The following is a 26074-nucleotide window of genomic DNA, read 5'->3' on the forward strand; positions in this document are numbered from 1 at the left end:
ACGGCGTCAGATAGCGTCTGTGCCGGTCTCACCTGTTCTGATACGGATGGCCTGTTCCAGCGCCACGACGAAGATCTTGCCGTCACCGATCTTGCCGGTATTGGCCGCCTTGGTGATGGCTTCGATGACGCGATCGAGCATGTCGTCGCCGATGGCCACTTCGATTTTCACCTTGGGCAGGAAGTCCACCACGTATTCGGCGCCGCGATACAGTTCGGTATGGCCCTTCTGCCGACCAAACCCCTTGACCTCGGTGACGGTAATGCCTTGAACGCCTATTTCGGAAAGCGATTCCCGAACGTCATCCAGCTTGAATGGCTTGATTACAGCCGTTACTAATTTCATCTTCGATACTCCCGTTAGATGGACTGCCCTGGGGGACAGGACAAGTCTATGCCGAGTTAAAGCCTTTTAAAATCGGACTTTGCTCCTATCGCTCTGATAAACCGGCTATATCTCCGTCTGGTGGCTCCTCTCAGCGATCATCCGCTGCACCATTGCCGCTGCCGAGTGGCACCAGATCACAGTTTCAATACAGCGCGGCGGCGATCCCAGCCAGCGGATCAGCGCTATCCAGGCTTTGCAGAAAGCTTGCCACATTTATATTTTTCTTTTTATTTCAATAGGTTAATAAAAATCATGCACCTCCGGAGCGCATTCGCCACCAGCCCAACGCACCATTTCGGTGCGGCCGCACGACAGTCGTGGGCTACTACAGGGCGCCGTGACCCGTTCTGCGGTTGGGGACATGGCTCTGCGGATGCTAGACTCGCCACAGCAAACCGGCCCCTGCCGGTTCATCAGCCATCGGGAACGGAAGTACAGGCATGCTGCACAAAGTCTTGATTGATACCGTAGGCAACCAGGCCGCGCGCCTGTTGAACAATGACCGTGGCCTGCCCGCCCCGGACATTGAGAAACAGCTCAAGGCCCTGCTCAACAGTGCCTTGGCCAAGCTCGATGTGGTCAGCCGGGAGGAGTTCGAGACCCAGCAGGCGGTCCTGCTGCGGACTCGGGAACGTCTGGAGGCACTGGAAAAGCGGGTGGCGGAGCTGGAAAGCAAACCCTAACCCCGCCTGCACCAGACAGGCGATCAAGGAGTGATCGATGTCCCTGGCGATTGTCCACAGTCGCGCCAAGCTGGGTATCCAGGCGCCGCCTGTCACCGTTGAAGTGCATCTGGCCAACGGCATGCCCAACCTGACCCTGGTCGGGTTGCCGGAGACCGCCGTACGGGAAAGCAAGGACCGGGTACGCAGTGCCCTGCAGAACGCCCGCCTGGAGTTTCCCAGCCTCAAGCGCATCACCATCAACCTGGCTCCCGCCGACCTGCCCAAGGAAGGTGGCCGCTTCGATCTGGCCATTGCCCTCGGACTGCTGGCGGCCAGCAACCAGATTCCCGCTGACTGCCTGCAGCATTGTGAGGTGCTGGGTGAACTGGCATTGTCCGGCGAACTGCGCCCGGTGCAGGGCGTGCTGCCAGCCGCACTGGCCTGCCGTGACAACCAGCGCACCCTGCTACTGCCCCTGGCCAATGCCGCCGAGGCGGCGCTGGTGCCTGGAGTGAATATCATCGCTGCCGAGCACCTGCTGCAGCTATGTGAGCATCTGCGCGGCGAGCAATTGTTGCCGGCAGTGGAATCCGGCGTTTGTCCGCCGACCGACCAGCATGTGGCCGACCTGGCCGAGGTACAGGGTCAGGCCCAGGCAAAACGCGCGCTGATCGTGGCCGCGGCCGGCTCGCACAACCTGTTGCTGTTCGGCCCACCGGGCACCGGCAAGACGCTGCTGGCCAGCCGCCTGCCGGGTATCCTGCCGGCGCTGGCAGAAGACGAAGCGCTGGAAGTGGCGGCGATCCAATCGGTCTGCGGGCGTGAGCTGCTGGATCGCTGGCCGCAGCGACCATTCCGCGCGCCCCACCATGGTGCCTCGGCCGCAGCGCTGGTCGGCGGCGGCAGCCAGCCCCGACCCGGGGAAATCAGCCAGGCCCATCATGGCGTGCTGTTTCTCGATGAATTGCCCGAGTTCGACCGCAAGGTGCTGGAGATGCTCCGCGAGCCGCTGGAGTCCGGGATGATCCATATCGCCCGCGCCCGCGAGCAACTGACGTTCCCCGCTCGCTTCCTGCTGATCGCCGCGATGAATCCCTGCCCCTGCGGTTATCAGGGTGACCCCTCGGGCCGCTGCCGCTGTACTCCGGAACAGATCCAGCGCTACCGCGGCAAACTCTCCGGCCCTCTGCTGGACCGCATCGACCTGCATCTGGCCATGCATAACGAGACCTTCAGTCTCACCGGCCAGAGCCAGGGCAAACCCGACAGCCGCGAAGCCGCCGCCCAGGTGGCCCGCGCACGGAATCATCAACTCAGCCGCCAGGGCTGCCTGAATGCGCATCTGGATCTGGCCGCGGTGCGTCAACATTGTGCACTGCAACAGGAGGATGCAGCCTGGCTGGAACAGGCGGTGGCGCGGCTGGGACTGTCGCGGCGGGCCGCTCACCGGGCGCTGAAGGTGGCGCGGACCCTGGCCGACCTGGAAGACAGCGCCCTGATCGGCCGCGCGCACCTGGCCGAAGCGCTGCAGTATCGGCAACTGGACAGGCAGCCGCTCAGCTGATGCTGACCACCTTGGAGTTGGCGCTGAGTACATCCTCGCGCCCCATGCTGTAGGCATCGGCGAAGTAGCACAGCTCGGCGAACGGCAACGCCGGGCTGATGAAGAAGCCCTGGATCTGATCACAGCCGAGCCCGCGCAGGACTTCCATCTGCGCGCGCAGCTCGACGCCTTCGGCCACCACTTCCAGTCCCAGGCTGTGACCCATTTCGATCATCGCGCCCACCAGGCGCCGGTCCGTCGGACAATCGACGATACCGCGAACGAAGCTGCGGTCGAGTTTGAGCAGATTGATCGGCAGACTGTGCAGATGCACGAAGGAGGAAAAGCCGGTACCGAAGTCATCCAGTGAAAAGCGCACGCCCAGTCCGGTCATGCCGGCCATGGCCATCTGCACCTGCTCGGGACGCTGCATGACAGCGGTCTCGGTCAATTCGAATTCGAGCATCCTCGGGTCGATGCCGGTTTTCTCCACCAGCCGCTCGATGGTGTCCAGCAGCCGGCTATCGAGAAACTGCCGGAACGACATGTTCACCGCCACGTTCAGATGCAGACCGCGGCGCTGCAGGGTACGCAGGTCATGGCAGGCGCGGGCGATCACCCAGTAGCCCATCGGCACGATCAGCCCGGTTTCCTCCGCCAGGGGAATGAACTCATTGGGCGCCAGCAGGCCGCGCTCGGGGTGGCGCCAACGAATCAGCCCCTCGACCCCGACGATCTTGCCGCTGCGCAGGTCCACCCGCGGCTGGTAGTGCAACTCCAGCTCGTTGTTCCGCAACGCACGGCGCAACTGCACTTCGAATTCGATCTGACTGTGGGCCTGCAGGTTGATGCGTTCATCGTAGAAGTGATAACTGCACCCGGGCTGCCCCTTGGCCTGCTGCATCGCCAGATTGGCATGCAGCAACAGGTTGTCGACCGTCTGCCCGCCTTCCGGGAACGTCGCGATACCGATGCTCGAACTCAGCAGCAGGCTGTCGCTGCCGGTATTGAACGGCTCGGTCAGCTCGCCGACGACCTTCTTCACCACGTGCATCAGGTTGCCGGCGTTGGCGTAGTCCTCGATGATCATGGTGAACTCGTCACTGCCCATCCGCCCGACCGTATCGGTGGTGCGCAGCACGCTGCGCAGACGATCGGCGACCTCGCGGATGATCGCATCCCCGGCGCTGTGACCTAGGCTGTCGTTTACATGGCTGAAGTTGTCCAGATCCAGAGACAGTACCGCCAGCGGCTGGTTGCCACGCACGGCGCGTTGCATGCTGTGCTTGAGACGATCCTGCAGCATCTGCCGGTTGCAGCAGCCGGTCAGCGGGTCATCACTGGCAGCACGGGCCAGGGCATTGTGCAATTGCTGACGTTCACTGGCGTAGCGCAGGCAGCGGAGCAGTTCCGGCATGCTCGCCTGGCGACAAACGCTGTCCACCACGCTCAGCGGCAAGGTCGCGGCATCCGCATCCGGGGTCAGGCATACCACCGGCACGGTGCAAGTCGCCGGTACCGGCAGGAAGCCGTCCCCGATCAGCAGCACCGCACCCGGCTGGGTATTCAACAGCGCGCTCGCCTGCTCCCAGTCAGGCACCACATCCACGGGTGGGGCTCCGCCCGCTAACAGGCGAGTGGCGAGCTGCGCGGCCGCCGCGCCTTCATCCAGCAATACAATCCGTTGTAATGGCCTGTCAACGTACAATGCTTACCCTCGCCTCAGGCATGATATTAAAGCGCGATATGTCCAGCGTAGTCTTTGGCCATAATGCTGTCGAGCGTTTCCGGCGCAGCGGCCAGCATACCCTATGCTAGAATTGCGCGCCCAGCGTTGTGTGAGGTCAATGTGTCGCAACTCAATCCCCGTCAACAGGAAGCAGTCCACTACATCAGTGGACCCCTGCTTGTGCTGGCAGGTGCCGGTAGCGGCAAGACCAGCGTCATCACCCGCAAGATCGCCTACCTGGTCAAGGAGTGCGGCATCCGCGCGCAGAATATCGTCGCGGTTACCTTCACCAACAAGGCCGCGCGGGAAATGAAGGAGCGCGTCAGCTCCCTGCTGCGCGGCGCCGAAGGCCGCGGCCTGACCGTGTCGACCTTCCATAACCTCGGCCTGAACATCATCCGCAAGGAACATCAGCGCCTGGGCTACAAACCCGGCTTCTCGATCTTCGATCAGAATGATGCCCAGGCCCTGATCACCGACCTGATGCACAAGGACTACGGCGCCGATGATGGCGTCGAAGGCATCCAGGCGCAGATCTCGGCATGGAAGAACGACCTGATCACCCCCGATGAGGCACTCGCCCAGGCCAAGACACCCCAGCAACAGACCGCCGCCAGCGTGTACATACATTACAACCGCACGCTCAAGGCCTACAACGCGGTGGACTTCGACGACCTGATCCTGATCCCGGTGCTGCTGTTTCGCGACCACCCGGACGTACTGGAAAAGTGGCAGTTCCGTATCCGCTACATGCTGGTCGACGAGTACCAGGACACCAACGCCAGCCAGTACCTGCTGGTGAAGATGCTGGTCGGCAACCAGGCGCGCTTCACCGTGGTCGGTGATGACGACCAGTCGATCTACGCCTGGCGCGGCGCCCGTCCGGAAAACCTCGCCCTGCTGAAGGAAGACTTCCCCGCGCTCAAGGTGGTGATGCTGGAGCAGAACTACCGCTCCACCAGTCGCATCCTCAAGGCCGCCAACACCCTGATCGCCAACAACCCGCATGTGTTCGAGAAGCAGCTGTGGAGCGAGCTGGGCTACGGTGACCCGATCCGGGTGATCCGGTGCCGCAACGAGGATGCCGAAGCCGAGCGGGTGGCTACCGACATCCAGAACCTGCACCTCAAGCACCGGATTCCATGGAAGGATGTCGCCATCCTCTATCGCGGCAACCACCAGTCACGGCTGATCGAACTCAAGCTGCAGCACCACCAGATCCCCTATCACCTGTCGGGGGGCACCAGCTTCTTCAGCCGGCAGGAGGTCAAGGACCTGATGTCCTACTTCCGCCTGCTGGTGAACCCGGACGACGATAACGCCCTGCTGCGGGTGATCAACGTACCCCGCCGGGAAATCGGCCCGGCGACCCTGGAGAAGCTCGGTACCTATGCCAATCAGCGTGATGTCAGCCTGTTCGCCGCCTGCAGCGAGGTCGGGCTGGCCGAACACATGGAGCCACGCTACCACGAGCGCCTGCAGCGCTTCGCCAGCTGGCTGGGTAAAGTGCGGCAGCAATGCGCCCAGCACGAACCCATCGCCGCCCTGCGCAGCATGGTCATGGACTTGGACTATGAGAACTGGGTACGACAGAACTGCTCCAGCGACGAGATCGCCGCCAAGCGCATGGGCAACGTCTGGTTCCTGCTGGACTCGCTGAAAAACACCATGGACCGGGATGAAACCGGCGAAACCACCTTCGAGGATGCCATCGCCAAGCTGGTGCTGCGCGACATGCTCGAGCGCCAGGAAGAGGAAGAAGACGCCGATCGCGTGCAGCTGATGACCATGCACGCCTCCAAGGGTCTGGAATACCCGCACGTGTACGTACTGGGCATGGAGGAAGAAATCCTCCCGCACCGTTCCAGCATCGAAGCCGACAGCGTCGATGAAGAACGCCGCCTGGCCTACGTGGCCATCACCCGCGCCAAGCGCAACCTGACCTTCACCTTCGCCGCCCGCCGTCGCCAGTTCGGCGAAATCATCGACTGCCTGCCCAGCCGCTTCCTCGACGAACTGCCCAGCGACGACCTGGAATGGGAAGGCACCGAGGACGTGCCGGTGGAGCAGAAGCAGGCCCGCGGCAATACCGCATTGGCGGATATCCGCAACCTGCTGGGTCGTTAACCCCTTACCTCAACGAAAAAGCCACCCCGCAGGGTGGCTTTTTCGTATATCGGACCGGTATCAGAGTCCGGACATATGCTGAATGGCTGCGAGGATCTCGTCATCCGAGCAGTCGCCGCAGGTGCCCTTGGGCGGCATGGCGCCCTTGCCGGCAATCGCGGACTGCACCAGGGCATCCATATCGCCAACCGCGGCAAGATGTTCTTCCCAGGCAGCGGTATCGCCAGTCTTCGGCGCGTTCAGCAGACCGGTGCTGTGGCAGGCAGTGCAGTACTGACCATATACCGCTTCACCACTGCGCCCCGCACCAGCAGCGGCAGCATCGCCAGCCGGCGCCGCAGCAACGGCATTGGCACATTCTTCACCGGCCAGGCAGACAGTACCGTAGGGCTTGATGCGCTCGGCAATAGCCTCGTCCGTAGTTGCAAAGGAGCTACCGGCAATAAGGGCAAGCGCGGCGGCAGAGGCAGCCAGCAATTTTTTCACAATCGTCACTTATACATCCTCATCATGGCTATAGGTATGAGCCCAAGTACAGTGCCCGGACAATTGCGCGAGTATACCGGTAAACCCATATACGGCAAAACAGCAACCTTCCTCAGCGACAAGGCGTCGCACCCCCGGGCAGCCAGGCGACAGGCCGCCGTATTGTAGCGAAAGCATGGACGAATGCCTCATCTATGGGTATCATGCCGCGCTTACGCACCCGTAGCTCAGCTGGATAGAGTACTGCCCTCCGAAGGCAGGGGTCACAGGTTCGAATCCTGTCGGGTGCGCCATTTTCCACGCCACACTCTTTGTGCCTAAGTCGGCGGGCACAGAAAACAGTACTCATTATCTATAGCTGCAACCGTCTCGCTCCATGACCTCCGCCCTCCCGCACTAAAAAACACTGAAAATGCCGTGTCCCCCTGATCGTAGCCACGTTGCTGTCAGATTTGAAACCGGTTGCATTGATACCCCGCCCACCTTGCTCCTTCATGTACATACCCCTCAGAATCAGGGCCAAACGCCCCCCATTTCAAGCGCTGAGATAATTCAAATGCACAGTTTCGTTTACCAGGGCATGCCGTCCCGCGTCGTTTTCGGGGCCGGCAAGCTCTATAGCCTGGCTGATGAAATCGAACGTCTTGGCGCCCGCCGGGCGCTCATCCTGACCACGCCGCAACAGCAGGCGTTGGGACAACGTATTGCCGACCTGCTTGGAGAGCGTTCTGCCGGCATCTATCCAAAAGCAGTGATGCATGTGCCAATCGAGGTGGCCCAGGCCGCGAGGGCCGAGGCTGCCCGGCTGAATGCCGACTGCTGTGTGGCTATTGGTGGCGGCTCTACCATTGGCCTGGGCAAGGCAATTGCCATGGATTCGGGTTTACCGATCCTGGCCATTCCCACTACCTATGCCGGCTCAGAAATGACCACCATCTACGGTCTCACGGAAAACCGACTGAAGAAGACCGGACACGATCCCAGGGTCCTGCCCAAGACGGTAATCTATGATCCGGAGCTCATTGTCAGCCTGCCAGCGGGCATTTCCGCTGCATCCGGCATGAACGCCATGGCTCACGCAGTGGAGGCGCTCTACGCAAAGGACGCCAATCCCGTCATCAGCCTGATGGCCGAGGAGTCGATCCGAGCGCTGGCGGGATCACTCCCTGAGGTGGTCAGAACTCCACAGGATGTGCAGGCACGGGGGCGTTCCCTGTATGGTGCCTGGTTGGCCGGTATCTGTCTGGGCTCGGTAGGCATGGCTATCCATCACAAGCTTTGCCATACCCTCGGTGGCACCTTCAACCTGCCCCACGCCCAAGCTCACGCCGCAGTGCTGCCACATGCAGCTCATTACAACCACAAGGCCGCTGCCGAGCCCCTGGCCCGTGCCGCTCGTGCCTTGGGTGGGCAGCATGCCGAAGAAGTGGGTTCACTGCTGTTCGAACTCAACCATCAGCTGGGTATCGAGCAGGCTCTGTCTGCCATCGGCCTGCCTGACGACGGTCCAGCGGAGACAGCGCGCATTGCCTGCGCAAGCCCCTACTACAACCCCCGACCATTCGAGCAGGAGGCCATCGAGTCCATGTTGACCCGCGCCCTGCACGGTCATCCTCCGGCCTGATCTCTGGACAATCGGGGCCTCCCGGCCCCTCACGTTGCGCCAGCAGCCTCGCGCCCGTTGAAAACCGTAATGAAACCATCTGCAAATTCGATAGTAACCAGCAGTATTTAACTGTTCATTCGATATGCCTTAAAGGAGATAATCCGTCACTTTCCAAACAGGAGGCGCATGATGGCCAGGTCAGGAAGTTACACCGCTACCGCAAAATGGCTGCATTGGGGCATGGCCTTGATCTGGATTGCCGCCTGGTTTATCGGCATCCTGGCGACCCACTGGCGGGACGAGCTGAACCCGGGACATGGCCTGACGATCCTGCACAAAGCAATTGCCAGCACCCTGCTCTTTCTGATTATCATCCGTGTGGCCTGGCGCCTGACCCACCCCACCCCTGCGATGCCCGACACCATGAGTCCACTTATGCAGCGAGGCGCTGTACTCGGCCATGTTCTGCTATACGCCGTAGCCCTGATCGGGTTACCACTGACCGGCTGGTTCTGGAGCTCGGTAGCCGACAAGCCCATCATGGTCGCCGGTCTGTTTGCGCTGCCGCCAATGGTCGGGCCAGACGAAAACCTGTATGACCTGGCAAAGGCTACCCACACTTATATGTCATGGTTCTGTGGGGCGCTGGTTGGTGGGCATATTCTGGTGGCGTTGAAACACCACTTTGTCGACCGGGATGATGTACTCAAGGGCATGTTGCCTGAACGGTAGGGTACCCGCTGTATGGGAAAGTCCATCCCGCCCAATGCGGTAGCTGTCCCGGAGCGTATGCGTACCCTCACCGGCATTGTTTTCGACGAAGACCCGAGGCGACATCCCCTTTCATTCTGATCACTCGTGGCATCCCTCAGCGGCACCGCAGCTTAGAGCCGCTTAATACCATTCAGAACCAGCTTCAGTCGCTGTACCAGATTGACCTCCGAAGGCGCCACTTTCCTTAGAGTCAATTGCTTGCGTTACTTCGAAGCAGACGGCGAAGGCAGCAAAGCTAGCGCTGGCCAATCAGGACGTAAATGACCTGCGCAATGCCTGAGCTTCGACAGCAATCAGATCACGTACCACCTCCGCCAGTTCGCAAAAGCGCAACACACCATGGATAAGGCCTGGCGAGACCGTTAGCTGCGACTCCACGCCGGAATCCAGCAGTTTCTGGTGCAACTTCAGGTTCTCGTCCAGCAGCGGATCCAGATCGCCTACCACCAGCCTGGTAGGGGGCAGCCCCGCCAGCTCCGCCTGTAGGGGCTGAGCCCGCCAGTCGGCCTCGTTCTGTTGCAGATAGCTGGCCCAGTACTGGCGCATCGAATCGGCAGACAGTGCATGGCCGGCGTAGCCGCTCAAACGCTGCCATGAATCGGATTCCGTGTCGGTGGAAAACACCCCGTAAAACAGCAGCAGGTGCTGCAGACTCCGTACGCCGCGCTGCCGTAACGCGACAGCCGCGCCCAACGCCAAATTGGCACCGGCGGAATCGCCACCAAGAGCAAAGCGAGTAACCGCAAAGTCACCCAGTGCGCCCTCGGCAATCACCTGCTGGGTGATCGAACACACCTCGTCAAAAGCGATGGGGAACGGCGCTTCGGGTGCCAGGGCGTATTCTATGGAGAGCACTGCTACACCGCTGTCACGCACCAGTTGCCTGAGCGGTGCATCCCAGCCCGACAAACTGCCGTGGCGGAAGCCGCCACCATGGCAATAGAACAGTAGCCCTGGCGCAGACCCGCTATCCGGCCAGTAGAGTTTGCAAGGCACACTGCGGCCGCCCGCGGGAAAATGGAGCAGGCGCTCCTCCAGCAGTGGTGTGCTGGACGCAGAAACGAATTCCGTCAAGCGTTCAAGATACTCCCGCACGCTCTGAAGACTCCCGGCGACCGGCGGGGTTAGCCCGGTGCCGTGGAGGCGCGAGGCGACCCGGGTCACATCGGGATGCACTTGCGGCAAAGGGATCATGCTGCGCAGTTCGCCAAGCCTGTCGGTGTCGGGCTTCTCATGAGGGCTCTCCTTCGCTGCGCTCCATGGCGGTAAAAAGCGACTCGTAGTCAGACCGCTGTTCAAGCGTCGCTACAAAATCCAGCACTTGATCCTGGGCGTGTGCAGACAAGTGCGGTGTCGCCATCTTGCGGAATTTGCGTTCGAATTCCACTGTGGTCATCGGCGTCTCTACAGAGCCGGGTCCGGTAATGGCTTCACTGACGAGTTTCTCCCCGGACGCCAGCAGGACGGTGACCCGGTTTGCCAGATGCTTCGGAAACAGCTTTGTCAGCGCTGAATCTTCGACGACCGACGTTCTTTCCATGAGTGCAACAACCAGCGGATCGGTAATCTTTTTCAACGAGTAGGAATCGACCGAAATATCGCCATCAATTAGAGCCCGGGCCACGTTATAGGGCAGGCTATGATCCGCCGTTTCTCTGGTCTCTGGGCACCACTTGGACCCATCTGCCAACACGCGCTTGTTAAACTCGGAGGTTTCGATACAGATGGATTGAATATCAAGAATATTCCCGACCTTGTTTTTCAGCTCGATAGCTGCCCATACGGCGGTGTGAAGTTCACCGTTAGTGGGAAAGGTCTTTGTCAGCGAGCGCTTGATCGCGTAATTGCCATCCCCTGCGGTTCCAAAGCCAGCCACATCCAGATCGAAGGGCCCCGTTACCTGATTGTAGAAGCCCATTTCACCCTCGAATATGGGTGCCGGGCCGGTCATTCCGTGGCGCGCCAGTTGGGCGGAAAAGATGGCGTTGCGCACGGCATTGGCAGCGGAGCAGCCCTTCCAGTCTGACAGGGTGCCGGAGCGAACCTGTCGCATGGCCAGATGACCGCTCAGAGCAATGTTGATCGCCTGCTCCGTCTGCTCTTCACTCAGTTTCATCAACTTGGCTGCCGCAGCGGCCATGGATACATTGAGATAATTCACGTGATCCCAGCCACGCTTGTTCAAGCTTGCCGCATCCTGCAGCCGCATCTGGATTTCGTAAGCGAGCAGAATTGCCGAGATCAGTTCCAGTCCGCTCGCCTTCTCCACTTGCGCTACCGCCAGGCAGCCGGGAATATTGTCGCTCGGGTGTCCCGGCTCCATCCCCATGTAGCCGTCGTTGTAATCCAGAAAACGAACCATGATGCCATTGGCAAATGCGGCGCTTTCCGGCGAAGTCTTGTAACGCGTGCCAAAAACACTGGCACTGCCCGGAATCGAGGAGGCATAAGCCACACTGGCCTCCACCGGCCCGGCCCCATAAGCCCCCAACACGCAGGCCAGACTGTCCAGGACCCGGCTTTGCACCAAGGCAACGAGGTCCCCAGCATGGTCTGCCGTAGGAAACGCATGTACATATCGGGCGAGCCTGCTTGCTAATGTTGCTTGTGTCATCATGTCCTCCATTAGGATAAAGCTGGCGTTGAAGCTCCTGGAAAAGCCCTTGGGCTTACAAGGGCTTGCTGACTATCAACCTACGGATACATTCGACAGGCGCACATATTGCTGACCGGCATGCATATCCCGTTCAATGATGCCGCCTTGCGGCGTCGATCTTGGGTAAGAAATCTTTATCATCTCGAGCTGGGGCACAGGTATACGCTTGACCAAAGCAGGATCCGCCCCGTAAAGCTTTGCGAAGGACTCTACGGATAAGGCTTCGTCATCGTGATAACGGTCAAAACTCTCGCGACTGTCGAAATAGATATCGAAGGTGATCCAGAAGGGGCCCGCCTGCTTGGATCTGATATAGCGACATACGTCTTTCAACTTAGGCATTGCTCTTCTCCTTACCAGTGCCTGTTTCGGCAAGATCCAGCCATTCGATACTGATCAATTCAAAGGGGTCTTCCATTTTCACCACGTGGTTCAACTTGAACTCATAAACCTGACCACGGGGGATATCGGCAGGAGAGAAGGCGAACCCGTATGAGGGCAGCTCCTTGCCCATGATGCTCGGGTAGTGGAAGAAGTAGGGGTTACAGGCGTGCGCTATGGCATTGGCCAGCTCCTGGGTTGCGGCCGTCGACACGAACAGCATGCCAACTTCCGGAGGCGTGGCCGTGCCCGGCGCTGGCCTCACCTCAGTGACCGCGTTCCAGCCGTACATGCGCAGGGAGATGTGAAACTCGCCCAGCTCCTCGGCCGGGATACACTGGCGCGTACGCTCATAAAGAGCTTCCAGCAGGCGGTCATGGAAGCCATCGATATCCGCCAACACATCAGGGTCCTGAATGCCGACCAGCATGATGGTCTGATACAGCCCGGCGGCAGCGCCCTCAAGCTTCATGGTGTAGGGTTTGGGCTCCCAGGCAGACCCGGTCACCCGTACTGCTCGCTCGCGCACCATTTTGTATTCGGCATTACTGACATCCAGCACACCACCGGGCTCGGTCAGCCGGAAAGGATCACTGTTTTCGTACAGCATATGCCCGGACACGCTATTGGGCGTACAGCGATTGTGAGTAGTCAGCGGCTCCACTTCAAAGCCGTCCTGGTCGACGGTCAACAGAACGCCTGATCCGGCGGTAGGGTTTTCTGCACATTGCAACCCGCATTCGGCCGTCTTCCCGGCATGCCAGGACGGCCCCCACGGAGCCCCTTTCCAGATCGGGAAGGCAGCAATTACCGCCGTGTCGGTTGCTCTACCGGCAAGAATGATGTCTGCACCCGCTTCCAGCGCGGCTACAAACGGCTCCACCCCCAAAGCAGCGACGATATGCACGCAGGAATCTACCGTGGCGTCATCCAGCTCCGAAGATGGTGCCAGCGGGCTGATGCGCCCTTCGGCGTTGAGCTTCTTGATCGTCTCACGCTCCTGCTCGCAATGGATCAGAGCGACCTTCGGCGCCATATTCAGCTCACCAGCGACCTCAAGTACGATATCACGCGTCCACGCCAGGTTGAGGTCGCCACCGGCCTGCCCGGCGGTGCCGACGATGATGGGTACGCCACTTGCTGCTTGTGCCTTCATCAGAATGGTCAGGTCGCGTTTGACCGCCCCGCGGTTGTTCTTGGACTTGCCCAGGGCCAAATAGGCTGCGCCGCTGTCGGTCGAACCCGCGTCCGTGGCAATGGCCTGCGCGCCCAGCTGCAGCCCATAGGCAATCTCCTCCTCTACAACCCCGGCACCCAAAGAGCCGCAGGGCACAATGACCTTGATAGCACCATCAAAATTCGTCTTCATATCCGTCCCGTCTTATAGCTTGAAATGTCAAAGATGTTCCTATTGAACCTAGAGTCAGTTGCTGGCTAGGGCCGCACTGCCGCTCCGTCCACAATCAGGCAACCCGGCGGTGGCTGGTGGCCATCAAGCACGGCGCTGACACAGCGCGCCGCGACAGCATTGGCGCGCTGCAGCCCTTCATGTGTGGAAGCCCCCGAGTGCGGAGTGGCCACCACGTTCGGTAGGCGTACCAGTTCCTTGGTCACGTCGGCGAGCCGGGCGTCCAGCTCGCTTTCAAATACATCCAACCCTGCTCCGCCAAGCCGCCCATCCTTCAGCGCAGCCAGAAGCGCCCGATCATCGACCAGGCCACCACGCGCCGTGTTGATCAGAAACGCTGTGCTTTTCATCTGGGCCAGCCGATCTGCATTGATGAGATGCTGGGTCTCAGGCATGAAAGGTGCGTGAATGGACACGAAGTCACTACGCTGCAGAAGCGTCTCAAGATCGACGTATTCGATACCCATCGACTGCCCATGATCGGAAGAAGGCCGTGGGGTATTTACCAGGATGGTGGTATCGAAGCCTTTCAGCCGCTTTACGACATTCCTGGCGATGCGGCCCAGACCAATCACGCCCACTGTTTTGGCATACAGATCACTTCCCAGCAGGATGGCGCCTGGCCCATCTATGAGCTGCTCTTGCGATTCGCGAATGCGATGCGCAGCGCTGAGCATCAGAGCCAGAGTGCGATCCGCTACGCTTTCTTCGTTACCACCCGCAGCAATGGTCACTACCTTCTCGGTTTCGATTGCCGCGCTCAGGTCAATTTTTTCGTAGCCCACTCCGCGGCGGGCAATGACCTTGAGCCTCGGCAGCGCCTGGAGCAGACCCAGCGTGATCCGGGCATGGCCGACGATCCAGGCATCGGCCTCCGACAGCAGTGCAATCAGCTCGGCTTCCGTCGCGTTGGCATCGTTCTTCCCCTCCGGGAAGCGCGCTACCGTTACGGAACAGCCATGCCCTTCCAGAAAGCCGATCGTCGCCTCATCGATAAACCTTGGGGTAATAACGACCGATTTGTTTTTGCTCACCATATCCAGCCCACCGTTTGACGTTGTTTTGCGTACTGACACCCCTCCGGCTGCTAGAACGCGTAATCCATGTACACTCGTAATTCTTTACCGTTAACCACGTTGTTGGGTTGCGCCGACACCAGAGCGACAAAGTCCTCATTGATCCAATAACGTGTGTAGATAACTCCGACTGAGAGGCCCTGATAATCCTTTTCTTCAAAGCGATAGTTCAGGCGATACTCGGCCTGGCTTTCCTGAATGCTGGTACTTGTTCTGGTGAAAGGATTGGTGGCATCGAACTCGCCGCGCTTGAACAGCGCCATGACGTTGAAGCCATCCAGAGATAAGCCTCCCAGCGATGCGTTCTTGAAGTCATACTTGCCCGCCACCTGCCAGGTTTCTTCACCATCGTTGTTGAAATCATTACCCGAGCGGGTCCATGCATCCATGCGACCATCCACATTGTCGCCGTGGTCGAAGTAGGCGTAGCCCAGCTGGCCGTTGGTCAGTTCCGCTTTGGTTTTGGAGTAGGAAAGCCCCAGGCTCCAGCTATCCACCTGCAGCCCCAGGTTGAGGTTCAGCCAGGTGGCCTTATCGTCGAATCCGGCATCGCCTACCGCCCAGTCACGCTGCCACACGTCACCATCGCTGCGCATGTCGTAGTAGATGCTTTCGAAAATGGCCCCCCCGCGTTTGCCGATGGGCGCTCGCAATGTCACGCCGTAACTGGTGTTCTTGTTGAAATCGGCGGCGACTCCGCGTGCATATCTCAGGGCGAAGAGCTTGGCGTCATAACCGATACCGAAGGTCTTGATATCGTCGATCTGTTCTCCACTGTTGCTGAGAATCTTCTCGAAATCCTCACGGTCACGCGGCGACACGCGATTGAAATAGGCGCCATCGATATTCAGTACGCCGGGCAGCGGCCCGATATCCAGTCCATCTATCGCCAACTGCGCACGGGCGCCCTGCAGACTCCCCGGCACCGCCCGGGTATCCAGAGTGCTGACGGTACCGGCGTCGAATCGCCCGCGTCCGGTTTGAAGGACGGCGGTCCAGTTTTCGCCACCACGGCGGAACTTCAAGTTGGCCTGACCCAGTTTTGCAAAGCCTTTGTTCGTACCTGAGGTGTCGTCGAAGAGATCCCGGTCTTCCGGCCGTGCGTCGATTTTCGCTACGCCATAAAACGATGCATCAAACCCGATGCTGTCTCGCCAGTATCCCGAGTTGTAGTCCGCCACCAGACCCAGAGCAGTGCCACCGAGGCGATCGCCAAAGGGGAAACCACCAAAATTGTCCTCTATCAGTTCGTTTTCAATGCGCGTATCGATATGAACGGTCCGCAGATACACGTTGAACTTGCCGGAATTATTGGTCCTGTCGTAATCGTGAATGGTCGACGCCAAAGCAGGTAGCTGAGCACCAAGCACAGCTGTGGCAAGAACTGCACATGTCACGTTTCTGGTTGTCATCTGAGTGTCCTTTATATTTATTTTGGCAACAGAATCCCTTAGCCACCGCACTAGCGCTGGCGGCTAACTTCGAGATGTGTTTTTTAGTGTTAGGAAATAGCGCCGGTCAGTACCGCACCCGCAATAAACACCAGCGAGGCACCTATCGCCGGCAATAGAGCAAACTTCTGAAGATCTCCCACTTCTTTATTAAGAAGTCCGGCGATGACATAAATGGCCGCAATCAAGGGGCTGAGTGCGTGTACCGGCTGGCCCAGCATGGAAGCACGGGCAATGTGCATCGGATCGACGCCATATTCCGCTCCGGCGGCAGCCAATATCGGCACAATGCCGAAAAAGTAAGCGTCGTTGGACATGAAGAAGGTGAAAGGCAGTGAGGAGAAGGCGGTAATCAACGCCATATGACTGCCTGCCGACTCCGGGATCACGGCTACAAAGGACTCGGACATGGCATCCACCATCCCCGAACCGGTCAGTATCCCGGTGAACACACCCGCAGCGAAGATCAGCATCGCTACAGTGATGGCGTTCTCCGCATGGGCTGCGATGCGCTTCTTTTGCTCAGCCAGTCGCGGATAGTTGATGAGCAGTGCCAGAGCAAAGGTCACCACCATCACCACCGGCAACGGCGCCACGCCAGTCCCCATGGCACCCGCCATGCCAAGCATCAGAACCAGATTGACCCAGACCAGCTTCGGGCGCTGATGGCTACGATCAATCTCGGGCACCTTTACTCCCCCCGCCTCTGACAACAACATATCCTTGCCGGGCTCCCAGCCCAGACGCTTGCGCTCCCGCAGGCCCAGCCACCAGGCTACGCCTGTTGCGTACACCAGGCCCAGGAGCGCCGCCGGGATCAGGCCGGCAAACACTTCCATCACATCCAGGTTCAGCGCACTGGCTACTCGCGCAGTAGGGCCGCCCCAGGGGATGATATTGATCATGGTATTAGTCAGCAGGATGAGCAGCGCGATGATCAGCGGGTTCATGCCTATGCGCAGATAGACCGGCAGAAAGGCGGTGACCACGATCAACACTGTGCTGGTGCCGTCGCCGTCCAGGGAGGTCACGGCGCCGAGAAAGGCCGTGGCCAGGGCTATGCGTAAAGGGTCGTGGCCGGCAAAGCGCGTAATGGTCTTGACCAGCGGCTCGAATAAGCCGGCGTCATACATGATCGAGAATAGCAATATCGCGAAAATCAACATGATCGCTACCGGGGCGACCTGCCGCATGCCACCCATGATCATCCCGCCCATTTCACCGCCCAAACCGGCAGCCAGACCAAAAACAACGGGCACGAGAATCAAAGCTACTACCGCTGATAACCGCTTGGTCATGATGAGCACCATGAAGGTGATCACCATACCGAATCCAATCCAAGCCATTTGTCTTTTCCTTCTTATTTTAAGCTACGCGAACCACCCTGTTGGTGATTAGGATGGGACAGTACACATTGATTTTTGATGTGTAAATCTTGATTTTATACATGCATATTTACATTAATAATGCATACATGCTCTAATCAGCGTGCTGCGCCAACAGCGCTCAACCACGTTCACTTATTCACTAGGGCGATTGCTTGTGAGCGACGATCATCTTTACCTATCGGCCGAGGAAGCTGCAGGCATTCTGGGCGTCAATCTTCCGACTCTCTATGCTTACGTAAGCCGAAAAAATATTCGTTCGGTCAAGGTGGAGGGCTCCCGCAAGCGGCGCTATTGGGCCGCAGATATCGAGAGGCTGACCAAGGGTAACAAGCGACCCGGCACGGCCGAGCAGCCGATGCTGGGCTTGGGCAATCAGAGCAGCGCCATTACCCTGCTGACCGATAACGGCGTTTATTACCGCGGCGTCAGCGCTACCGAGTTGGCCGACGCCGCATCGGTAGAGGAGGCGGCGGAGCTCATCTGGCAATCCTCTGGCGCCTTTTCCGAAGCATTGCCAACCATGCCAGCATGCACCAAGACTCTGCTGGACCTTTACAGCGACATGAGCGTATCGGAGAAAGCCATTGCGTTGTTTCCGCTGGTTGAGCGGGAAAACCCACGAGCTTTCGATCTGTCACCCGATGCCTACGCCAGAACGGGCGCGGATGTGGTGCGCATCCTTGCCTCACTTATAGCCGGCCGCGGCGCGCCAAGCACACAGCCGTTGCATGAGTTCATGACCAGCGAACTGAAGGTCGACCCCGCCTACAAGGACCTGATCAGGCGCCTGATGGTGCTGTTCATTGACCATGAGTTTGACCATTGCACCTATAGCGTCAGGGCCGCCGCGCGCACCGGGGTCACACCCTACTACGCCGCGATTGCCGGGCTGACGACCTACCAGGGCAGACGCACGGCCTACAGTCGGCACCAGGCAGCCAATCGGCTGCTTACCGAAATATGCGTGGCAAAGGACCCGACCCCAGCGATACTGCAGTACTTCAGCCAGAGCGGCGAGATACCGGGGTTCAACCACTCCACGCACAAGCTCGAAGATCCACGCGTAGCGAACCTGCTGACCGCTCTCACACAGCTGTTCGAGTCCGATCAGGAGTTCCAGAACCTGATGAAAGCGGTGGAAGTGGCCAATGAGCTGGTGCGCAAGCCACCGGAATTTGTCCTACTGGCCAGTTTCGTCGGACGCAAATGCAACCTTGTCGGCCAGGAGCTGGCCCTGGCTGGTATCGCCCGGACCATTGGCTGGATTGCTCACGCCAGCGAACAGTGTCAACTGCCCATATCTCGCCAGCGCGCCAACTACGTCGGCAAGCTTCCGCTGTAGCGTCCGTCCAGCCGGTTCCAATCGGGTCCGGCTGGCCCCTGGTTTTCATTCCAGCCAGGGATTGGCGGCAAAGTGCCCCGCCTCAAACTGCTCTATCGCCTCGCTCAGCGTCAGGGTACTGCCTATCGCATCAAGGCCGGAGATCAGCGCCTCTTTGCGCAGGCCATCTATCGCGAATTGCACACTGGTGCCATCCGCCAGCCTGATCTGCTGGGCGGGCAGGTCTACTTCCAGTTCGGCGCCGCTTGCCTGCGAGACAGTACGACCGATGGCACTGACCTGCTCCTTGTCGAGCTCGATCAGCAAAACACCATTGCGCTTGCAGTTGTCGAAGAAAATTCCGGCAAAGCTGCTGCCGATCAATGCTCGGATACCAAGTTGGCGCAGCCCCCATACGGCATGTTCGCGACTTGAGCCGCAGCCGAAGTTGGGGCCTACCACCAGGAATTGCGCCTTACTCCAGGGCGGCTGATTCAGAATGAAATCAGGATTGAGCAAGCCGTCGGCGAGAAACCGCAAATCGTGAAACAGGCCCCGGTCGAGGCCTGAACGGTCTATCCCCTTCAGGAACTGCTTCGGCATTATCACATCTGTATCAATATTGGCCGCCAGCATGGGGGCGGCCACACCCTGCACCTTGGTAAAGGTTTCCATTAGTCCTCCTGCTCGGCGAAAAGGTCTCTGACATCCGCCAGCTTTCCGGCTATAGCGGCAGCCACCACCATCACGGGGCTCATAAGGTGCGTTCGCGAACCAGCCCCCTGCCTGCCTTCAAAGTTGCGATTGGTGCTTGATGCACAACGATCGCCAGGCTCCAGCACGTCATCATTCATTGCCAGGCACATCGAACAGCCCGATTGCCGCCACTCGAAGCCTGCGTCAATGAACTGCTGCGCCAGGCCTTCGGCCTCCGCCTGGTGCTTGACCATGGTCGAACCCGGCACAATGATCGCGCGCACCCCGCTGGCCACCCGACGCCCGCGCAATATCGTCGCGGCCATACGCAGATCTTCGATGCGCGAGTTGGTGCACGAACCTATGAAGGCATGGCTAATGGGTATCTCGCTGAACGGTGTGCCGGGCTGCAGATCCATATAGCGCAGCGCTCGTTGCATATCCATGCGCTTAAGCAGATCGGGCTCGGACTCCGGGTCCGGTATCTGGCCATCGATGCTCTGCACCTGATCTGGACTGGTGCCCCAGGTCACCATAGGTTTTAGCGTATCGGCGTCCAGCTCAACCTCCAGGTCAAAATGGGCGTCAGGATCACTGTATAACTCGCCCCAGCGGGCCAGAGCTGCATCCCAAAGCGCACCCCTGGGTGCCCTGGGTTTGCCAGCCAGGTACGCAAAGACCTTGTCGTCCGGCGCCATGAAGGCACCTCTTGCTCCCGCCTCAACCGCCATATTGCAGATGGTCATCCGCGCCTCCACCGACATGGCGTCGATTACGGGCCCCTGGAACTCGATGGCGTACCCGGAGGCGCCCGAGGCACCAATTTGACCGATCAACGCCATGATCACATCCTTGGACGTCACCTGCGTACCCAACGCCCCCCGCACCAGAACACGCATGGACTTGAGCTTCTTGTACACCAGGGTCTGAGTGGCAAGCAGGTGCTCGATTTCCGAGGTGCCTATACCGAAGCCGAATGCGCCCAGCGCACCATAAGTGGTGGTATGGCTGTCGCCGGCCGCTATCACCATGCCCGGCAGAATGTAGCCCTGCTCAGGGGCCACCACGTGCTCGATGCCTTGCCGCTCGTCCAGGATGTCGAACAGTTCTATGCCGAACTCCTCGCAGTTCTCGCCGAAATAGGAGACCTGACGCGCACCACCGGCATCGGCAACCTCCGCCGTACGCACGGCGGAAGTCGGGTTTACATGGTCCACCACCCCTAGGGTCGCAGAAGGCCGCCACACCCTGCGCCCTGCCTCACGCAGCCCGCTGAAAGCCTGCGGGCTGGTGTACTCATTGGCGACCTGGCGGTCGATGTAGAGCAACACATGTCCCTGATCGTCGAGCTTGCAGATGGTGTGGGAATCAATGTGTTTGTCGTAGAGGGTTTTCGGCTGCATGGCTGCTCCAGATAATTCCACCGGTAACTCGAAATCTGCGCGCGCTCTGCTCGTCAAAGGACGAGCAGTAAGATTGGGAATGGAGGATACGCATGCACAAATTCGATGTAAATGTGTACTTAATTTGTACACTACATATTTATACGCATGGATAATTTTCATACAGATTTACGAAAAACTATCAACAGTATATTTTCTCCATCTTCAGTAGGGCGCAGCGAGATGCTGCATGGATTTCACATCAACAAGGCCCCGATAATGAACAACGGCAAACGCAGAGTGGGCTTATGGCTGGTACTGGCATTACTGTCTGTGGCGGCCGCCACCTTGATGTATCGGCTGCAACTGCCAGGTGCTTTCATGCTTGGCCCGATGCTGGCGGCGGTAGTGTTCGCCATCAGCGGCGCCGGACTACGGGTGCATCGGCAGTTCTCCATCGGGGCTTTAAGCATCATGGGCTGCCTGATAGCAGGCTTCATCACGCCCAGCCTGCTGACGGTATACCGCGACCACTGGCTGGCGCTCAGCGCAGCCAATATCGCCACCCTGCTGCTCATCATTGCCGTGGCGACCTTGATCACCCGGCGCAAATGGCTGCCCGACAGCACGGCAGTCTGGGGACTCTTCCCCGGTGCGGCTTCGGCAATGGTGCTGCTGGCGGACAGCCAGGGCTCTGACGCACGCATTGTGGCGATGATGCAGTACACCCGAATTGTCATGGTCTCGGTTGCGTCCATTGCCATGGCGGCGCTGCTTGATCAGGGGCAGGAGGGTGTCGGCGACTCGGGACCGCTGGGGCTGGTCTGGTCCGCGCCGGCAGACTACAGCCCTTTGCTTGCGGGACTGGCGCTGGCGCTATCCGGGTATATCGCAGCCAGACTGAGCGGCATCAATTCGCTCGCGCTCTTTCTTCCGGCATTCGGGGGGGCAGCGCTGCAGGGTGCAGGCCTCGTGAGGTTTGAAATTCCGTCCTTTATCTTTATCCCGGCCTTTGCCGTGACCGGCTGGTACGTAGGCCTGATGTTTACTCGTAGCACCATAAGGTACTGCCTTGGCCTGTTGCCAATCATGCTGGCGGCCATTGTGCTGGTGGTCTTCGTTTGCGGGCTGGTAGCCTTGGTGCTGGCGCGAATGGTGCTGGACACAGATATTCTCACCGCCTACCTTGCAATGAGTCCGGGCGGTATCGAAACCATCGTCATCATTGCACGGGACACCAATGTGTATCTGCCGCTGATACTGGCTTCGCAGTTCCTGCGTCTGCTGATTATGCTATCGATCGGTCCCAGTGTCGCCAGGGCCGTCGTGGGTTGGCAGAGTCGATAGTAGGCCGAATTTACAGGGAGCTTTGTGTCAAAATTCATATCCGTACATTTGCCTACCTTGACGATCGACCACTTGAATGCATCGCCCTCGCCATCACCGGTAGATATCAACCAAGCAGATCCATTAGCGCTTCCTCCAGCATGGCATGGCGAAACTCGAAGCCCAGTGCCTGCAGGCGTTCCGGCTGCAGATGCTGGCCACCCAGCAACATGCCGGACAGCTCGCCCAGCATCGCCTGTAACGCAAAGGCCGGCAGCGGCAGCAATGCCGGCCGGTGCAGAACCCTGGCCAGGCAGCGGGTAAACTCGATGTTGCGCACCGCTCCGGGTGCACAGGCGTTATAGGCGCCGCGGGCATCGGAATGACGCAGCAGAAAGTCAATCGCTGCCACCTCGTCCTGCAGGTGAATCCAGGGCATCCATTGCTGACCGCTACCGATGCGTCCACCCAGCCCCAGGCGGAACAGTGGCAGCAGCCGGGCCAGGAAACCCTTGCCGTCCGCCAGCACCGGTGCCGTGCGCACCAGCACGACGCGCACACCCAGCGCCTCGGCGCGCAGTGCACTTTGCTCCCAGTCCATACACAACTGGCTGGCAAAATCCCTGCTGGCCGGCGGACCGTCTTCATGCAGCAGTTGCTCACCGCCATCGCCGTACCAACCGGTGGCAGAGCCGGAAACCAATGTGGCTGGCGGTTGTGACAGCGTACCCATCCAGCGGACCAGCCGGTCGGTCAGATGGATGCGACTAGCTCGCAGTTCTGCCTTGCGTTTGCTGGTCCAACGTCGGTCGGCAATGGGCGCACCGGCGAGATTGATGATCGCATCCAGCCGGATGCCGCCCAGCTCCTCCAGCGTAGCCACGCCACGTACTCCGCTGCCGCACAGCCGGGCGACCTGTTGCGGGCGGCGACTGTAGACGATCAGTTCATGGCCCTGCTTCAGCCAGAGCTGGCACAGCGCCTGGCCAATCAATCCGGTGCCGCCGGTCAGTAAAATACGCATACAGCCTCCTCCGGTTGCGGTCAGTGGCAAGATACGGGTCAGCCCTTGCTGCTCGATTATCACCAGCAACTGCGGCTTACTATGATGCTAGTATTGCGTTGGCCGATGTCCATTATGTGCAAATCGCAGCGGCGCATTGCGGGGAGTCGATGCCCCTTTGAGCTCTTTCCAAGTGGATGGCCAGTCAGCACTTTTCCCAGAACTTGTCCATGTGGTTACGGATCTTGCCTGCCAGCATGAGTCATTCCGGTGTCCTGTTGCCGAGCGTCTGATTGGTATCGGGCTGCGGCTTCCTGAATGCGTAGCACTCTGTCGCGCTCGCGCTCCAGTTCCCGCTCCAGCTCTTCTTCGCTGGGTAGCTCGGTGAGGTATCTTGAGGCGAACAGCTGCTTGCCTTCACTCAGTACCGAGTATTTGGCGACGGTGTTGCTGCGCTCGCTGCACAGAATCAGGCCGATGGTCGGGTTGTCGTCGGCGCGGCGCCTCTGTTCTTCGTACATGCGTACATACATGTCCATTTGCCCAGTTCCAGCAGGAACTGCTGCAGATTGCTGATGACGGCCTGCTCCAGATCGGTTTCCTGGTAGGTCCTGTCCTGCAGGTTGAGAAAGTCGAGGATGTAGGGATCGCGCAGAAACTCCCTGGGGTCTTCCAGCAGGGAGGCGGTTTTCTGCTGTGCTTCCTGCTCAACGGCGACCTTGTCTTTGCTGGCCAGCAGGCGCTCGTAATAGAGTACGCCGATCTGGCGCTCCAGGGCGCGCACGCTCCAGTTTTGCTGTGCGGCTTCCTCTGCGTACCATTGCCTGGCACGAGCGTTTTCAATACGCATCAAACAGCGGTAATGCGACCAGCTCAATTCGAGACACAGTGTGTCTCGAATTGGAAAGGTCAGATAAACTGACGCATTTTCCTCAGGTTGGTAGCATCAAAGCCCTTGCCAAACTCGTCTTGCAAGCGCCTGGCCAGCGTCTCCAGTTGCCGCTTTCCATACTCCGCCCGCTCCCGCCCCCGCTGTTCTTCTTCAACAATCAGACGGCCAATATATAGGCTTGTACCATTTGCTGATTGACCACCTGACGGAGCTGATGTCGCGCCTGCTGGATAACATCGGCAATGGAAGTGTACAGGGTGTCTGCCAGGTTCTGATTACTCATGAATGACCTCCTGTCTCATGAAAGATTTGGGCACCGCCAACACTCAGCCGCTGACCAATACCTGCATCAACTCGACTCGCAACTGTGCACCATTCTGGTCATTGACGCGGTGCCCAGTATTGGCGACTTTGCCCACCGCCGGGATATCGATGCCGGCATAACGTGCGTAGCGGCCCTTCTGCGTACCGTAATGCAGCAGATTGGCGGCGATCACCAGGTCCACGTAGTCGGGCTGTGGATTACCGGTCTCGCGCAGGATGGACTCATGCCAGCGAGCCATTTGCACCAGCTCGTCGGACATCTGCCAGTGACGCAGCAGCATGGCACCCACATGGGGATGCAGCATCAACTCGAATTGCAGCCGTTCCAGCGAGCTCAACTCCGGCTGGCGTTGCAAGAGCTCGCGCAATGGCAGCTTGCCGATATCGTGCAGCAGTCCACCCAGGGCAGCCAGTTCAGCATCAAGATGAGGAAAGGGCTCTGCCAGGCAGTGGCACAGAGCGCTGATATGCACACCCCCAGCCACAAATCCCCGCAGCCGCTCCCTATTACCACCCGCGCTCTGCATGGTCTGCAGTACCGCCAATTGCGTAACCAGGGAGCGCACCAGGTTCATCCCCAGACAGGCGACCGCCTGCTTCAGGGAGGCGATGGGTACACCTCGCCGTAGCAATGAGCTATTTGCCACCTTCATCACGCGTGCAGCAATACCTGCATCCCGCGCGATCTCCCGCTCCAGCTCGGCAAAGGTGGTACTGTCCATGGTGGTGAGCGTGCGCACCCGTAATGCCACCTCCGGCAGGGAAGGCAGAATCAACCTATTGGCCGCGACCTCCGACTCCAGCAGCCTGAAGATATGCCTGGCACGCTCTTTCACCTTGAACTGTCCTTTTCATTGTTCAGAGCTCCAGGTTGGCACTCTGCGGAACGCAATGGCCCGCGGCCTATCATTGCACCACGCCTGCTCGTGCGACTATCGCAATAGGCGCTGGGTCAGACGATGGGCCACCGGCCCAAAGGCGAAGGCGACCAGGGCTGCCACTGGCCAGGCGGTGATGAAGGCATGCATCCATTGCAGGAAATAGTCATCCTGCCATCCCAGGTTGGTCCATGTCACCCAGGCGGTCATCAGGAAACACAGCAAGAGCGACATGATGAGCGCAAACACACAGCGGTAACGTGCGTTCATAGTTCCTTTCTCAGCAGGGCCGTCAACTCGGTGATTTCGACAACCTCGGTCAGTTCCTGCGCGAGATACTCCCGGGTATGCCTGTAGGCGTGATGCGCTTCCAGCCCGGCCTTTCCTTCCCAGCACTCCCACAGGATGAAGTCACCGCTACGCTGACTATCCTCGAATGCGCTGAACAGATGGCAAGCAGGCTCCTTGCGGGTTACGGTTGCCAGCTCTGCCAGTTTTCGCCTTGTCTCATCCAGACGCTGGGTATCGGTTGCCCGGATCCGGGCACTCAAGTAGTACACGCTCATGGTTATCTC

23 protein-coding genes, 1 tRNA gene and 1 pseudogene are annotated in these 26074 nt (G+C 59.4%); 8 read left to right on the forward strand and 17 right to left on the reverse strand.

Going from position 1 to position 26074, the window contains the following annotated elements:
• Window positions 1-6: 6 nt before the first annotated feature.
• Window positions 7-345, reverse strand: a complete 339-nt coding sequence (gene glnK / locus CQ007_RS15790) for a P-II family nitrogen regulator (protein WP_036988956.1) — start codon at window positions 343-345, stop codon at window positions 7-9.
• Window positions 346-827: 482 nt separating this feature from the next.
• Between glnK and CQ007_RS15795 the strand changes: the two genes are divergently transcribed.
• Window positions 828-1070 (forward strand): accessory factor UbiK family protein, encoded by a 243-nt coding sequence (locus tag CQ007_RS15795; protein ID WP_105646798.1) that lies wholly within the window; start codon window positions 828-830, stop codon window positions 1068-1070.
• A 37-nt stretch (window positions 1071-1107) separates the two neighbouring features.
• On the forward strand, window positions 1108-2616 hold the full coding sequence (locus CQ007_RS15800; protein ID WP_105646799.1) for a YifB family Mg chelatase-like AAA ATPase: 1509 nt from the start codon (window positions 1108-1110) through the stop codon (window positions 2614-2616).
• Here CQ007_RS15800 and CQ007_RS15805 read toward each other — a convergent pair.
• The gene (locus tag CQ007_RS15805) at window positions 2609-4303 is read right to left on the reverse strand and encodes a putative bifunctional diguanylate cyclase/phosphodiesterase (RefSeq protein ID WP_371919837.1); all 1695 of its coding nucleotides are present in this window, start codon (window positions 4301-4303) and stop codon (window positions 2609-2611) included. The two genes, CQ007_RS15800 and CQ007_RS15805, sit on opposite strands and share 8 nt — an antisense overlap.
• Before the next feature lie 141 nt (window positions 4304-4444).
• Between CQ007_RS15805 and rep the strand changes: the two genes are divergently transcribed.
• The gene (gene rep, locus CQ007_RS15810) at window positions 4445-6451 is read left to right on the forward strand and encodes a DNA helicase Rep (protein WP_105646871.1); all 2007 of its coding nucleotides are present in this window, start codon (window positions 4445-4447) and stop codon (window positions 6449-6451) included.
• 60 nt (window positions 6452-6511) lie between these two features.
• Here rep and CQ007_RS15815 read toward each other — a convergent pair whose 3' ends face one another.
• Entirely contained in the window at window positions 6512-6946 is a 435-nt protein-coding gene (locus CQ007_RS15815; protein WP_105646800.1) for a cytochrome c5 family protein, read from the reverse strand.
• A gap of 207 nt (window positions 6947-7153) precedes the next feature.
• Between CQ007_RS15815 and CQ007_RS15820 the strand changes: the two genes are divergently transcribed.
• From CQ007_RS15820 to CQ007_RS15830, 3 genes are all read left to right on the forward strand, one after another.
• Window positions 7154-7230 (forward strand) — tRNA-Arg (locus tag CQ007_RS15820).
• A gap of 263 nt (window positions 7231-7493) precedes the next feature.
• Complete coding sequence (locus CQ007_RS15825) at window positions 7494-8561, forward strand: maleylacetate reductase (protein WP_105646801.1); 1068 nt, start codon at window positions 7494-7496, stop codon at window positions 8559-8561.
• A gap of 171 nt (window positions 8562-8732) precedes the next feature.
• Window positions 8733-9275 carry a cytochrome b gene (locus CQ007_RS15830; protein ID WP_105646872.1) on the forward strand — a complete coding sequence of 181 codons (543 nt, stop codon included), beginning with the start codon at window positions 8733-8735 and terminating at the stop codon, window positions 9273-9275.
• 291 nt (window positions 9276-9566) lie between these two features.
• Here the strand turns inward: CQ007_RS15830 and CQ007_RS15835 are convergent, their stop codons facing one another.
• The 7 genes from CQ007_RS15835 to CQ007_RS15865 all read right to left on the reverse strand — a co-directional run bounded on the left by CQ007_RS15835 (window position 9567) and on the right by CQ007_RS15865 (window position 17635).
• On the reverse strand, window positions 9567-10616 hold the full coding sequence (locus CQ007_RS15835; protein WP_256582309.1) for an alpha/beta hydrolase fold domain-containing protein: 1050 nt from the start codon (window positions 10614-10616) through the stop codon (window positions 9567-9569).
• On the reverse strand, window positions 10549-11931 hold the full coding sequence (locus tag CQ007_RS15840; RefSeq protein WP_105646873.1) for an MmgE/PrpD family protein: 1383 nt from the start codon (window positions 11929-11931) through the stop codon (window positions 10549-10551). Before CQ007_RS15840 ends, CQ007_RS15835 begins: the two co-directional genes overlap by 68 nt.
• A 75-nt stretch (window positions 11932-12006) precedes the next feature.
• Window positions 12007-12315, reverse strand: coding sequence for a DUF4387 domain-containing protein (locus CQ007_RS15845; RefSeq protein WP_105646803.1), 309 nt, complete (start codon window positions 12313-12315; stop codon window positions 12007-12009).
• Window positions 12308-13723 (reverse strand): acyclic terpene utilization AtuA family protein, encoded by a 1416-nt coding sequence (locus CQ007_RS15850; protein WP_105646804.1) that lies wholly within the window; start codon window positions 13721-13723, stop codon window positions 12308-12310. Before CQ007_RS15850 ends, CQ007_RS15845 begins: the two co-directional genes overlap by 8 nt.
• A 65-nt stretch (window positions 13724-13788) precedes the next feature.
• Complete coding sequence (locus tag CQ007_RS15855) at window positions 13789-14838, reverse strand: phosphoglycerate dehydrogenase (RefSeq protein WP_256582310.1); 1050 nt, start codon at window positions 14836-14838, stop codon at window positions 13789-13791.
• Window positions 14839-14849: 11 nt separating this feature from the next.
• Window positions 14850-16250 (reverse strand): OprD family outer membrane porin, encoded by a 1401-nt coding sequence (locus CQ007_RS15860; protein WP_105646806.1) that lies wholly within the window; start codon window positions 16248-16250, stop codon window positions 14850-14852.
• Between the two features lie 89 nt (window positions 16251-16339).
• Window positions 16340-17635, reverse strand: a complete 1296-nt coding sequence (locus CQ007_RS15865) for a CitMHS family transporter (protein ID WP_105646807.1) — start codon at window positions 17633-17635, stop codon at window positions 16340-16342.
• A gap of 142 nt (window positions 17636-17777) precedes the next feature.
• Between CQ007_RS15865 and CQ007_RS15870 the strand changes: the two genes are divergently transcribed.
• The gene (locus CQ007_RS15870) at window positions 17778-19019 is read left to right on the forward strand and encodes a citrate synthase (protein WP_256582311.1); all 1242 of its coding nucleotides are present in this window, start codon (window positions 17778-17780) and stop codon (window positions 19017-19019) included.
• 45 nt (window positions 19020-19064) lie between these two features.
• On the opposite strand, the gene leuD is transcribed toward CQ007_RS15870, so the two are convergent.
• A complete protein-coding gene (gene leuD / locus CQ007_RS15875) occupies window positions 19065-19673 on the reverse strand; it encodes a 3-isopropylmalate dehydratase small subunit (protein WP_105646809.1) in 609 nt (202 codons plus the stop codon).
• Window positions 19673-21097 (reverse strand): 3-isopropylmalate dehydratase large subunit, encoded by a 1425-nt coding sequence (gene leuC / locus CQ007_RS15880; RefSeq protein WP_105646810.1) that lies wholly within the window; start codon window positions 21095-21097, stop codon window positions 19673-19675. Before leuC ends, leuD begins: the two co-directional genes overlap by 1 nt.
• A 147-nt stretch (window positions 21098-21244) precedes the next feature.
• On the opposite strand from leuC, the gene CQ007_RS15885 reads away from it, so the two are divergent.
• Window positions 21245-22423: an AbrB family transcriptional regulator gene (locus CQ007_RS15885; RefSeq protein WP_256582312.1), complete on the forward strand. Its 1179-nt coding sequence runs from the start codon at window positions 21245-21247 to the stop codon at window positions 22421-22423.
• Window positions 22424-22529: 106 nt separating this feature from the next.
• Here CQ007_RS15885 and CQ007_RS15890 read toward each other — a convergent pair whose 3' ends face one another.
• The 5 genes and pseudogenes from CQ007_RS15890 to CQ007_RS15910 form a co-directional block, all read right to left on the reverse strand.
• A complete protein-coding gene (locus CQ007_RS15890) occupies window positions 22530-23426 on the reverse strand; it encodes a TIGR01777 family oxidoreductase (protein ID WP_105646811.1) in 897 nt (298 codons plus the stop codon).
• A 215-nt stretch (window positions 23427-23641) separates the two neighbouring features.
• Window positions 23642-24580 (reverse strand): annotated as a pseudogene (locus CQ007_RS15895) (PDDEXK nuclease domain-containing protein).
• A gap of 43 nt (window positions 24581-24623) precedes the next feature.
• Entirely contained in the window at window positions 24624-25457 is an 834-nt protein-coding gene (locus CQ007_RS15900; RefSeq protein ID WP_105646812.1) for an HDOD domain-containing protein, read from the reverse strand.
• Between the two features lie 96 nt (window positions 25458-25553).
• Window positions 25554-25769, reverse strand: a complete 216-nt coding sequence (locus tag CQ007_RS15905; RefSeq protein WP_105646813.1) for a DUF2798 domain-containing protein — start codon at window positions 25767-25769, stop codon at window positions 25554-25556.
• Window positions 25766-26065 (reverse strand): putative quinol monooxygenase, encoded by a 300-nt coding sequence (locus tag CQ007_RS15910; RefSeq protein ID WP_105646814.1) that lies wholly within the window; start codon window positions 26063-26065, stop codon window positions 25766-25768. The genes CQ007_RS15905 and CQ007_RS15910 overlap by 4 nt, the downstream gene beginning before the upstream one ends.
• Window positions 26066-26074 lie beyond the last annotated feature (9 nt).

The organism is Pseudomonas sp. MYb185 (assembly GCF_002979975.1).
Taxonomy (GTDB): domain Bacteria; phylum Pseudomonadota; class Gammaproteobacteria; order Pseudomonadales; family Pseudomonadaceae; genus Halopseudomonas.